The sequence below is a fragment of the Gordonia sp. JH63 genome, assembly GCF_009856645.1.
Lineage (GTDB): Bacteria > Actinomycetota > Actinomycetes > Mycobacteriales > Mycobacteriaceae > Gordonia > Gordonia hongkongensis.
In genome coordinates, this window is record NZ_CP047235.1 from 885,791 (window position 1) to 898,201 (window position 12,411).

General features: G+C 67.5%; 8 protein-coding genes. 3 read left to right on the forward strand and 5 right to left on the reverse strand.

Features of this window, described 5'->3' with window-relative positions:
- Nucleotides 1-10: 10 nt before the first annotated feature.
- From GR168_RS04010 to GR168_RS04025, 4 genes are all read right to left on the reverse strand, one after another.
- Nucleotides 11-1,579 (reverse strand): GMC family oxidoreductase N-terminal domain-containing protein, encoded by a 1,569-nt coding sequence (locus GR168_RS04010; RefSeq protein WP_159370090.1) that lies wholly within the window; start codon nucleotides 1,577-1,579, stop codon nucleotides 11-13.
- A complete protein-coding gene (locus tag GR168_RS04015; RefSeq protein WP_159370091.1) occupies nucleotides 1,576-3,102 on the reverse strand; it encodes an aldehyde dehydrogenase family protein in 1,527 nt (508 codons plus the stop codon). The genes GR168_RS04010 and GR168_RS04015 overlap by 4 nt, the downstream gene beginning before the upstream one ends.
- The gene (gene betT, locus GR168_RS04020; protein WP_068970473.1) at nucleotides 3,099-5,288 is read right to left on the reverse strand and encodes a choline BCCT transporter BetT; all 2,190 of its coding nucleotides are present in this window, start codon (nucleotides 5,286-5,288) and stop codon (nucleotides 3,099-3,101) included. Before betT ends, GR168_RS04015 begins: the two co-directional genes overlap by 4 nt.
- 73 nt (nucleotides 5,289-5,361) lie before the next feature.
- A complete protein-coding gene (locus GR168_RS04025) occupies nucleotides 5,362-6,984 on the reverse strand; it encodes an HNH endonuclease signature motif containing protein (protein ID WP_159370092.1) in 1,623 nt (540 codons plus the stop codon).
- Between the two features lie 632 nt (nucleotides 6,985-7,616).
- On the opposite strand from GR168_RS04025, the gene GR168_RS04030 reads away from it, so the two are divergent.
- Both GR168_RS04030 and GR168_RS04035 read left to right on the forward strand, forming a co-directional pair.
- Nucleotides 7,617-10,157 carry an ATP-dependent Clp protease ATP-binding subunit gene (locus GR168_RS04030; RefSeq protein ID WP_058251205.1) on the forward strand — a complete coding sequence of 847 codons (2,541 nt, stop codon included), beginning with the start codon at nucleotides 7,617-7,619 and terminating at the stop codon, nucleotides 10,155-10,157.
- A 145-nt stretch (nucleotides 10,158-10,302) separates the two neighbouring features.
- Nucleotides 10,303-11,169 carry an enoyl-CoA hydratase-related protein gene (locus GR168_RS04035; protein ID WP_068970474.1) on the forward strand — a complete coding sequence of 289 codons (867 nt, stop codon included), beginning with the start codon at nucleotides 10,303-10,305 and terminating at the stop codon, nucleotides 11,167-11,169.
- A 4-nt stretch (nucleotides 11,170-11,173) separates the two neighbouring features.
- Here GR168_RS04035 and GR168_RS04040 read toward each other — a convergent pair whose 3' ends face one another.
- A complete protein-coding gene (locus GR168_RS04040) occupies nucleotides 11,174-11,548 on the reverse strand; it encodes a hypothetical protein (RefSeq protein WP_058251203.1) in 375 nt (124 codons plus the stop codon).
- A gap of 356 nt (nucleotides 11,549-11,904) precedes the next feature.
- On the opposite strand from GR168_RS04040, the gene GR168_RS04045 reads away from it, so the two are divergent.
- Nucleotides 11,905-12,402, forward strand: a complete 498-nt coding sequence (locus GR168_RS04045) for an HNH endonuclease (protein ID WP_058251202.1) — start codon at nucleotides 11,905-11,907, stop codon at nucleotides 12,400-12,402.
- The last annotated feature ends 9 nt before the right edge of the window (nucleotides 12,403-12,411 follow it).

Consider the following 12,411-nt stretch of genomic DNA (forward strand, 5'->3'; position numbering starts at 1 on the left):
CTCCTGGCGGTCAGCTGCTGTCGGCGCGCACCAGCTCGGCGCAGCGTTCGCCGACGAGCATCACGGTGAGGTTCGGGTTCACCGTCGTGTGTTCGGGGAACACCGATGCGTCGGCCACCCGAAGTCCTGCAACGCCTTTCACGCGGAGTTCGGGATCGAGGGGTGACAGCTCGTCGTCGGGCGCACCCATCCGCACGGTGCCGACCGGATGGTAGACGGTGTTGTGGGTGCGGGTGATGTAGTCGGCCAGTTCCGCATCGCTCGCGGCGGCGGGGCCCGGATAGAGTTCGCGCGCAACCCACGTCGCCAGCGGCTCCGCGGCGGCGATCTCCCGCGCCCTGCGCAGGCCCGCGATCATGATCCGCATGTCGTAGCCCTCGAGATCGGAGAAGTACCGCGGGTCCACGCGGGGCTTGTCGCGGAAGTCACGGGAGCGCAACCGCACCGTGCCCCGTGACCGCGCGTGCGTCACGTTCGGTGTCAGGCAGAAAGTGTTGTCACTGGTCGGATAACCCTGACGAAGGGTGTGCATGTCGAACGGCACGCTGCCGTAGTGCATCATCAGGTCCGGCCGGGTCAGACCCGCATCGACGGTGGTGAAGATGCCCGCCTCCCACCACTGGGTCGACTCGCGGACCATCGGCTTCGCGGTCTCGAACCCGATCACCCCTTCGGGGTGGTCCTGCAGGTGTTCACCGACCCCCGGCGCGTCGACGAGGGCCTCGATCTCGTGCTCGCGCAGGTCGTCGGCCGGCCCGATTCCCGAGAGCATCAGCAACTTCGGGGAGTCGATCGCCCCCGCCGACACGATCACCTCGCCCCGGGCCTCGATCCGTGTCGTGCGACCGAACGCGTTGTCGGTGATGTCGACGCCCACGGCACGCAACTCGCCGTCGACCCGCTCGATGACCACCCGTTTTGCCCACGATCCGGTGCGGATGGTGAGGTTCGGCCGGTCGAGGTGCGGGTGCAGATAACTGACCGACGACGAGGCGCGCACACCGTCGGGTCGTCGGTTGATCTGGAAGAAGTTGGCGCCGTTGACAACCGTGCTGCCGCTGTTGAACTCGACGCGGGGGATGCCGACCGACTCGCAGGCCTCGAGCAGGGCGACCCCGCACGGGTCGTTCGGCGGCACCGTCATGAGGTGGACCGGACCGCTGCGACCGTGGTGCGCGCCCGGCGCGTCGTTGGTCTCGATCTGCGGGTAGAGGCGGTACAACTCCGCCGAACCCCATCCGGCGCACCCGAAGTCACGCTCCCACGAGTCGAGGTCCTCGCGCGGCGCCCAGAAGGCGATGCAGCTGTTGTGCGAACTGCACCCGCCGAGGACCTTCGCCCGGGCGTGGCGCATGAAGTCGTTGCCGTTCTCCTGCGGTTCGATGGGATAGTCCCAGTCGTAACCGGATTCGAGGAGTTCCATCCACCGGTCGAGCCGCAGGATCGCGTCGTCGCCGACATCGGACGGACCCGCCTCCAGCAGGCACACCGAGACCGAGGGGTCCTCGGACAGCCGCGACGCCACCACGGCACCCCCGGAGCCGCCGCCGACGACCACGTAGTCGTAGGTCTCGCTCATCGTCGCTCCTCGCCGTCTCCGGACCGGTCCGCGAACCAGCCGGTCACGCCCGGTCGGAGATTCTCGTAGACATGTTTGGCCTCGCGGTACTCCGCCAGACCGGACGGTCCGAGCTCCCGCCCGAAGCCCGACTGGCCGTAACCGCCCCACTCGGCTTCCGGCAGGTACGGCCCGAAGTCGTTGACCCACACCGTTCCGGCCCGGATTCGTCCGGCGATGCGGCGGGCGCGTGCCGCGTCGGCCGACCAGACGGCCCCCGCGAGACCGTAGACGGTGTCGTTGGCCAGGGTCACGGCCTCGTCCTCGGTGGCAAAGGTCTCCACGGTGACGGTCGGTCCGAACGCCTCGTCGTGCACGCAGGCCATCGAACGGTCGGCGCGATCGATCACGGTGGGCAGATAGAACCATCCGTCGTCCAGGCGCCCCGAACCCGCATCGCCCGTGGCGAACGCGCCACCGGTGCGGATGATCGCGCCATCCGCACGAGCCTGTTCGACGTAGGCGTGCACCTTGTCTCGGTGTGCCGCCGAGATGAGCGGTCCGGTCTCGGTGCCCTCGGAGTAGGGCAGGCCCAGCCGGATCTGCTCCGCGCGGCGGACCAGCTCATCGACGAAGCGATCGTGTGCGGACTCCTCGATGATGAGCCGGGCTCCGGCCGAACAGACCTGCCCCGAATGCAGGAACGCCGCGTTGAGCGCGTTGTCGACCGCTGCCGCGAGGAGTTCGTCGGTGGCGCAGGCGTCGGCGAAGACCACGTTCGGGTTCTTGCCCCCGAGTTCGAGCGCGACCTTCTTCACCGTCGCCGCCGCCTCGCGGGCGATGACCCGGCCGGTCACGAGCCCACCGGTGAACGAGACCAGGTCGACGTCAGGATGAGACGACAGCGGAGCGCCGGCCTCGGCGCCCGCGCCCAGGACGAGGTTGCCCACGCCCGCCGGGAGACCGACCTGCTCGAGGACCTGCATGAGCAGGATCGACGTGTGCGGGGTGAGTTCGGCGGGCTTGAGCACGAAGGTGTTGCCTGCCGCCAGTGCCGGCGCGACCTTCCACGCCGCCTGCAGCAGCGGGTAGTTCCACGGTGTGATCAATCCGCAGACGCCGACCGGTTCGTACACGATGCGCGAATCGGCGTCGGGTGACCCGGTGTCGACCACACGCCCGGCGTCGGCCGCCGCGAGCTTGCCGAAGTACCGGAAGCAGTTCGCGATGTCGGTCATGTCGATGTCCGACTCGTAGGGCCGCTTGCCGGTGTCGAGGGTCTCGGCGCGGACGAACTCGTCTCGGCGCTCGGCGATCTGGGCGGCGACGCGGAGAAGGAGGTCCCCACGGTCGGCGGCGGGTGTGGCGCTCCACTCGCCGGCGTCGAACGCGCGGCGGGCCGCCGCGATGGCCTGCTCGGTGTCGGACACCCCGGCCTCGGCCACCACGCCGACGACTGAGTTGTTTGCGGGACACCGGATCTCGCGGGTCTCGCCGGAAGCGGAGGGCCGCCAGCGGCCGCCGATGTAGAGGGTCTCGCTCATCGAGCCGGTGCTCCTTCGGAACTGCTGTCGGGAATGTCCGTGTCGCTGTCGGGCACGGTACCGTCGCCGGCGGCTGCATCGGGTCCGGGGTCGTGGTGATCACCGGCTGCATCCCGCAGATGCAGGTAGCCGAGATGGCGTTCGTACTGGTCGAGGATGTCACCGATGATCTGGTCGCGGGTGTACCCGGTGAGCGAGTAGCCCTGGGACCCCTCGGTGAGATACACCTCGCACCGGAAGTATCGATCGTCGGATCGCTGGGTCCGGACCGCGTACGTCGGGGTCGGCGCCGAGACCGGCCAGACGCAGTACTCGAACCGGGGGACCTCGGCGAGTTCGACGATCAGGCGCGGCGACGGCAGCCCTTCGTTCTCGGCCGACTCGTCGACCGTCGCGGTGATCCCCTCCCGGCCGAATTGTTCGGCGACCTCGGTCATGGCCGGTACGACGTTGGCTTCGATGAACTTCCGGGTCGCAACCCGGCCGGGGAAGCGCAGGGTGCCGATGAGTCGCTGTCGCCAGCTGCCGTGTTCCGTCGGGCCGCGCCCGACGGCGATCACCTTGGGCAGCGTCGTCCGGAAGCTGTCGAGTTTCACCGACTCGTTGCGGACGGCACGGAGCAGTGAGATGCCGATGAGCCCGAGGACGAAGGAGAACGGCAGGCCCATGATCACCGTCGCGGCCTGCAGGGTGAGGATGGACCCGTCGCCGCCGCCGGCGAACAGCATCGACAGGGTCAGCAGACCGATCGCCACCGACCAGAAGATACGAAGCGACCGTGTGCAATCGGCCATCGGGTCGTCGAGGCGGCTGGTGAAATTGCCCATCACGAGCGAGCCGGAGTCGGCGCTGGTCACGTAGAACAGCAGGCCGGTGATGGTTGCGATCCCGATGAGCAGCGTCGAACCCGGGTACTGATCGAGCAGCGAATAGAACCCGGCCTCGGGTGTGGAGGCCGTCGTCTCGGCGAAATCCGCATCGCCGCGGGCCACCTGCAGGGCACTGTTCCCGAAGATCGAGATCCACACCAGGATGAAGCTGAACGGGACCACCAGCACGCCGAAGATGAACTGCCGCAACGTGCGTCCGCGCGAGATGCGGGCGAGGAAGAGTCCGACGAACGGCGCCCAGGCCACCCACCACGCCCAGAAGAACAGGGTCCAGCCGTCGACGAAGGCGCGGGCGTCGTTGCCGGGCGGCGGGTTCATCTGGTCCCAGGCGAAGGTGTCGAGTGTCCGGTCGGCAAATGTGGACACATAGTCGCCCGCGTTCTGGACGAGCCCGTTGAGCAGGAAGTCCGCGTCTTTGGCGACCGTGATGTATATGAGCAGGCAGATGGCCAGGATGACGTTGATCTCGGAGAGGCGTCGAATGCCCCTGTCGACACCAGAGGTCGCAGACGCGGTCGCGATCACCACAGCCAGGACGATCAGGCCGATCTGGGCCGCCTTGCCCTGCTCGATCCCGAAGATCTCGTTCAGCCCGAAGTTGAGCTGGACGACCCCGATCCCCAGTGAGGTGGCGATGCCGAAGATGGTGCCGAGGACGGCCGCGACGTCGATCGCGTCGCCCCAGCGGCCTTCGACACGTTTGCCGAAGATCGGGTAGAGCGCTGCCCGGATCGTCAGCGGGAGATTGTGCCGGAAGGCGAAATACGCGAGTGCGCCACCCATGAGCGCGTACATCGCCCAGCCGGTCACGCCGTAGTGGAAGACCGTCCAGGTGACCGCCTCACGTGCCGCTTCGTTGGTCTCCCCGGCCCCGGTCGGCGGGTTGAGGAAGTGGGTCACGGGTTCGGCGACCGAGAAGAACATCAGATCGATGCCGATGCCCGCGGCGAACAGCATCGACGTCCAGGTGAAGAGGCTGTACTCCGGACGCGATTCCTCCGGTCCGAGCCGGTAGCGCCCGTACTTGCTGAGGCCGAGGAACACCACGAGACCAACGATGGCGGTGGCGAGGATGAAGTACCACCAGCCGAACCAGCGGGTGATGAAGTCGCGTACGTCGTTGATCGTCGACTCGGCCGCTGCCGGTGCCGCCAGCGCCCAGACGGCGAAGGCGACCACGATGACAGCCGAGGCTATGAAGACGGTCAGATTGACCCGGCGCGTGGGCAATCGCCGCTCGCCGGTCTTGGTCTCGGCATGGACCGACGTGGACGGTCGAGCGGCGTCATCACTCATGGACCACGACGCTAGTCCGATCGCCGATGGGGCGGACCGTTTGGACGGATCCGTGTGAGTTGTTCTACCCGGTTCAGTGGGTGGCGAGTAGCTCCATCAGGTGTGCTTCGACGAGGGAGGGGCGGACCTGTCGTCGGCCGGGTCGGGGTGGTCGGACGTCGATGACGTGGCTGATCGTCGCCCATGAGCGGCGTGCGTCGTCGTGGGTGTGGCCGTCTGGGCGTGGTTGATCGCCGGGCCGGGTTGGTGGTCCGTGGATCTCGTCGCGCACGGTGTTCAGATGTTGTGCGAACCGCCTGGGTATGTCGGGTCGACGGTTGAGGCGTTCGGGGTTGGGTGGCGCCCCGGGTTCAGCATTCAACCGCCACATGCAGCGACCTTCGTCGGGCCCGGACCGGACGATGCGGGTGGTGTACTGCCCGGGCTTGTCGCCGACCATGCGGTTGTGGCGTGGGCACGCCGGGGCGAGGTCGTCGATGTTAGTGAGACCACCCTTCGCCCAATCCTTCTGGGCGTGATGCATGTCGACGTGGGTGGCGGGCTGATCACACCCGGGTGCCGAGCACACTTCACCGTCGGGGCGGGCAAACGACGCCAGGCGTTGTTCGCGCGTGGCGAGACGTTTCCCCCTACCGAAGTGCAGCGGCACGGTGGTGTGGTCTTTGAAGATCGCCAACCACGGTTGGATGTCGGCGGCCATTGCGATCAGGTCCGGGATGGGCAGCAGGGTGCCGGTGGCGGTGGTCGCGAGGCCGGCTTCACGAATCAGATCAGCGAGGTCGGCTTTGATGATCAGCTGCATCGGCAGCCCACGATGCGTGGTGCCGAGAGTGCCGTCAGCAAATTTGGCGGCCAGTGCGGCGTCGAGGGCGTCGTGATTGGTCTGGGCGGGGGTGCGGCCGTCGCGGTCGGCGGCGGCTGTCAGGGTGTCGGGGTCGGCGGTGCCGGCCGGTCCGCAGGGCGACTGTGGGTCGTCGGGGTTGTTGAGTCCGGGTTTGCCCCAGACGGCGAACATCATCGTCAGCCGGGCGTGGAGTTCGGGAGTTAGGGTGCCGGAGATGGTGGCGGTGCCATCGGCGCGTTGCCGGCCGATCCACAGGCCGCGGCGCCGTTTCTGGTCCGAATCGTCGGCGAGGGTGCCGTCGGGGTCGAGGTGAGCGAGCAGCCGGGCACCGAGTTGGGTGATGTCAGCAGGCGTGTGGTCGACGGCGATCTCGGCCATCTGTCGTTCGGCGGCGACCTTGATGTCGTGGTCGACGGCTACCGGGATGCGGTCGAGGACATCCAGGGTGGCCTGCACGTGCCCGGAGCCAACAGCTCCCACAGCGAACGCCTCGGCCAGCGTGGGGTGTTCGGGCTCCAGAATGTCGCCGCCCAGGCTGGTCCGGTGGGAGGTGGCATCCATCTGTATTCGGCGCCGCACCGGGTTGGACACCCGCAGCCGGTGGGTCATGAACTGCATGAGTGTCCTGCAGCCTGCCTTGCGGGGGAGGTCGCGGGCCTCGACCTGATCGATCTGCCGGTCACCGGCCACGGTCAGCCGGGCGATCGCTTTCTCGGTGTCGGCCGCCAGATCGGCCAACTCGGTATCGGTGCACGGCGCCAGGTCCACGGTCTGTAGTTCGTCGAGGATGCGGTGGAGGTCGGCCACCAGCTCGACGGCACGTGGTTGCGCCGTGGTGGTTTCGTCAGACATGGTCACCTCCCCCGAGTACCGTTGCTGCGAATGTACGTTCGAGTGTACACGGCCATCGGTCGCCGTCAATACCAAAAATGTTGTCGTGCAACAGAACTGAGCGCCTACATCTTGTCGGTGTCGTGTGATAGGCGTCCGCCGCGTGTCGTGGCCGTGCTCGCCGTGTACCGGGCCGTACCCGGATGCACCCTGCTGCTCGTTGGTGTGCGACGGTCGCAGTCAAGCGAGGGCCAGATCTACCGAGGCCCGGCAGCGGCCCGGGTGGTCCCCATTCGCCTCCTGTGGTCTCGTCGGCCGGCGGTTTCCGCGATACCCGGCTGCTGTCGGGCACAACGCGGGCGCCGCGTCGCGGGTCCCAGCGCCCGGTGGGGGCGCATCCCGGGCCGTCGGCGGCCCGTTCGCTCTCGGCGTAGACGGCGGGGAACACAGCCCCGGCCTGCGCAGTTGTACTGGGCACATCCCCGCCGCAACGGGGGATCCATGCACTCTGCGCAGGCGTTAACTGCAGGTGCACCCCAGACGACCTCTAGAGTGGAAGCAGGCTGGTCGTCGTCTATCCGCACCGGTTGTCCTCCGGGACCTCCGAGGTGGTCTCCGCGGCGGCCGGGGCGCTAGCAATGTGAGGGAGAACAATGTTCGAACGGTTCACCGACCGCGCGCGTCGGGTTGTGGTTCTGGCCCAAGAAGAAGCGCGCATGCTCAACCACAACTACATCGGTACCGAGCACATCCTCCTCGGCCTCATCCACGAGGGCGAGGGCGTGGCGGCCAAGGCGCTCGAGTCGCTCGGGATCTCGCTCGAAGGGGTTCGCAGCCAGGTCGAGGAGATCATCGGCCAGGGTCAGCAGGCGCCGTCGGGACACATCCCGTTCACCCCGCGTGCCAAGAAGGTGCTGGAGCTCTCGCTGCGCGAGGCCCTGCAGCTCGGCCACAACTACATCGGTACCGAGCACATCCTGCTCGGCCTGATCCGCGAGGGCGAGGGCGTCGCTGCCCAGGTGCTGGTGAAGCTCGGCGCCGACCTCAACCGGGTCCGCCAGCAGGTCATCCAGCTCCTCAGCGGATACCAGGGCAAGGAGCCGCAGGAGGCGGGCACCGGCGGTCGCAGCAGCGAGTCCGGCACCCCGTCGACCTCGCTGGTCCTCGACCAGTTCGGTCGTAACCTGACCGCCGCGGCCTCCGAGGGCAAGCTCGACCCGGTCATCGGCCGGGAGAAGGAAATCGAGCGGGTCATGCAGGTGCTCAGCCGCCGCACCAAGAACAACCCGGTGCTGATCGGTGAGCCCGGCGTCGGCAAGACCGCCGTCGTCGAGGGCCTGGCTCAGGCCATCGTCAACGGCAAGGTCCCCGAGACCCTCAAGGACAAGCAGCTCTACACCCTCGACCTCGGTTCGCTGGTCGCGGGCAGCCGCTACCGCGGTGACTTCGAGGAACGCCTCAAGAAGGTGCTCAAGGAGATCAACACCCGCGGCGACATCATCCTGTTCATCGACGAGTTGCACACGCTCGTCGGCGCAGGTGCCGCCGAGGGCGCCATCGACGCCGCCAGCATCCTCAAGCCGAAGCTGGCCCGCGGCGAGTTGCAGACCATCGGCGCGACGACCCTCGACGAGTACCGCAAGTACATCGAGAAGGACGCCGCACTCGAGCGTCGCTTCCAGCCCGTGCAGGTGGGCGAGCCGTCTGTCGAGCACACCATCGAGATCCTCAAGGGCCTGCGCGACCGGTACGAGTCGCACCACCGCGTCTCGATCACCGACGGCGCGCTGGTCGCCGCCGCCACGCTGGCCGACCGCTACATCAACGACCGGTTCCTGCCGGACAAGGCGATCGACCTCATCGACGAGGCCGGCGCGCGCATGCGCATCCGCCGGATGACCGCGCCGCCAGACCTGCGTGAGTTCGACGACCGCATCGCCGATGCGCGCAAGGAGAAAGAAAGCGCGATCGACGCTCAGGACTTCGAGAAGGCCGCCAGCCTCCGCGACAAGGAGAAGCAGCTGGTCGCCGAGCGCGCCGAGCGCGAGAAGCAGTGGCGCAGCGGTGACATGGACGTCGTGGCCGAGGTCGACGACGAGCAGATCGCCGAGGTCCTCGGCAACTGGACCGGCATCCCGGTGTTCAAGCTCACCGAGGAGGAGACCACGCGTCTGCTCCGCATGGAGGAGGAGCTGCACAAGCGGATCATCGGGCAGGAGGACGCAGTCAAGGCGGTCTCGAAGGCGATCCGTCGTACCCGTGCCGGCCTGAAGGATCCGAAGCGGCCGTCGGGCTCGTTCATCTTCGCCGGTCCGTCCGGTGTCGGTAAGACCGAGCTCTCCAAGGCGCTGGCGAACTTCCTCTTCGGCGAGGACGACGCCCTGATCCAGATCGACATGGGCGAGTTCCACGACCGCTTCACCGCGTCGCGTCTGTTCGGTGCCCCTCCCGGGTACGTCGGCTACGAAGAGGGCGGGCAGCTCACCGAGAAGGTGCGCCGCAAGCCGTTCTCGGTGGTGCTGTTCGACGAGATCGAGAAGGCCCACTCGGAGATCTACAACACCCTGCTGCAGGTCCTCGAAGACGGTCGTCTGACCGACGGTCAGGGCCGCACGGTCGACTTCAAGAACACCGTGCTGATCTTCACCTCGAACCTCGGTACCTCGGACATCTCCAAGGCCGTGGGCATGGGCTTCTCGTCGAGCGACGGAACCCAGTCGAACTACGAGCGGATGAAGCAGAAGGTCAACGACGAGCTCAAGAAGCACTTCCGCCCCGAGTTCCTCAACCGCATCGACGACATCGTCGTGTTCCACCAGCTCACGCGGGAAGAGATCATCCAGATGGTCGATCTCATGCTGACCCGCGTGGAGGGTGCATTGAAGAACAAGGACATGGCTCTCGAGGTCACCGACCGCGCGAAGGCCCTGCTGGCCAAGCGTGGCTTCGATCCGGTGCTGGGTGCGCGTCCGCTGCGTCGCACCATCCAGCGCGAGATCGAGGACCAGCTCTCGGAGAAGATCCTGTTCGGCGACATCGCTCCCGGACAGATCGTCCTGGTCGACGTCGAGAACTGGGACGGCGAGGGCGACGGCGACGACGCCCGGTTCGTCTTCACCGGCTCGGAGAAGCCGCGCATGGTTCCCGACGCGCCGGTCGAGCTCACCAAGGCCGGCGAGGCCGACGCGAGCTGAGCGCAGCCCGTCTGAGCTGATCTGACACCAGCGGCGGCGTCACCCGACAGGGTGGCGCCGCCGTTGTGTTGTGCCCGGCTGGTGCGCGGCTCCGCGCATTGACACAGCCGACGCGGAGTGTCCCAGCGCCCGATAGCATCGATCTGTGACGAGCGATACATCAGAGGTCGGGCGCAAGTCCCGACAGGACCAGCCCACCATCACCGTCGAGCGAGATGGGGAGATCGCGATCTTCCGGCTCAATCGACCCGACCGGCTCAACGCCTTCACCATGCAGATGGGGGAGGAACTGCGGGCCGCGTTCGACGAGACCGACGCCGACGACTCCGTTCGTGCCGTCGTGCTGACCGGCAACGGCCGCGCGTTCTGCGCCGGCGCCGATCTCGAGGCGGGCGGGTCGACGTTCGACGCCTCGTCAGTGGTGGACTCAGACGAGGTTCCGGCGGACGAGGGCGGGAAGTTGACGCTGCGGATGTTCGCCTCGCTCAAGCCGATCGTGGTGGCGGTGAACGGTCCGTCGGCCGGCGTCGGCGTCACGATGACGCTGCCCGCCGACGTCCGGATCGCCTCGGAGGACGCGAAGTTCGGGTTCGTCTTCGCCGCCCGCGGCCTGGTGCCCGAAGCCGCGTCGAGCTGGTTCCTGCCGCGGCTCGTCGGGTTGCCGACCGCACTGCAGTGGACGATCGGCGCGAAGATGGTGCCCGTCGCCGAAGCCCATGAACGCGGGCTGATCCAGCAGGTGGTCCCCAAAGACCAGGTGCTCGAGACCGCGATCGCCGTCGCCCGCGAGATGACCGCGAACAGCGCCCCCGTCTCGGCGGCGCTGACCCGACAGCTGTTGTGGCGGATGGCCGGTGCGCCCAGTCCGCTCGATGCCCACCACGCCGACTCGAAGGCGATCTTCTACCGCGGGCAGTCCGGTGACGTGTACGAAGGCGTCATGTCGTTCCTGGAGAAGCGTCCGGCGACCTACCCCAACACCGTGTCGGAAGATCTACCCGAGATCTTCTGATCACTCAGTCGAGGGTCCCGGCCTGGATGCCGATCTCGAGTACCACGAAGATCATCGCCAGCTGGATGGCGCAGCACCACGCAGCGGCCGGCCAGGCCGGGAGTCCTCGGCGCACGCGGCGGACGACGAGGGTCACCGACACCGCCACCAGCACCACGGCCGACCCGATGCCCACCCCGATGGCCACCTCGGTCCAGACCGGACTCCCGCACTCCTCGTAGGCGCACGCGTCGGTGACGAAGACCGTCAGACCCGCGACGGCGATCGTGATCAGCGCCAGCACCGCGTGCACCAGTCCCAGCACCACCGACGCGAACGCGTCGAGGGTCGACACGGGTGGCTGCGGAGGGGGATTCTCGGCGGTCTCCTCGGTGGGCATCCGCCGACGATAGCGCCGGACATTGTCCCGCGGGACCGGCACGCGGTGAAAAACTCCTGCAAACAGCCCGTGTGAACTGGGTGAACATCCGAACACGCCGGACATAAACGGTGGCAGCGTCCATCGACCGCGGTTATCGTGGCGACAGAGCAGGCCAGACCAACGAGAGGAGGTGACGCAGATGTCGATGGGTGACAAGGCTTTCGCCGGCGAGTGGCGGACGGCCCCCTCCGACCGTCCGTGCGGACTGAAGTCCGACGGAAGGCCGGGACCGATCACATCACGCGTCACCAGTTCCTGAGGTCATGAACCTCGGTGGTCGGCGCACTCACTCGCCCACGCATCGAGGAGCTGTCATGACCATCTTCGTCACCAACGCCGGACTGCAGATCCTGGCGCGCGTCACCTGGCGTCGCGCCGCGGTTCTGTTGACCACCGAGGTCGCGCGGAACGTCGAGGGCACGCCGCTGGTCCGCGTCGTCCATTCGCCGACGCTGTCCCTGCCGATCCACAAGGTGGTGGCGATCAAGCGAGATGCCTACCGCCCGTTCGCCGGTAAGACGATGGACTCCTACGCGTCGAACGCGACCATCCTGCGGCGCGATCAATGGATCTGCGCCTACTGCGACGGTCCCGCCGACACCGTCGACCACATCGTCCCGGTCTCGCAGGGTGGGCCGAGCACATTCGGAAACCAGGTCGCGGCGTGCAAGTCCTGCAACGGTTTCAAGGCCAACCGGACGCCGCGCAAGGCGGGGATGGCCCTACGGCACGCCCCGTTCGTCTACGACCCCTGGGCCGCGGACCAGAAAGAGGTGTGGGAGATGTTCATCCTGCATCCGAAGACGGACTAGACGTTCGAT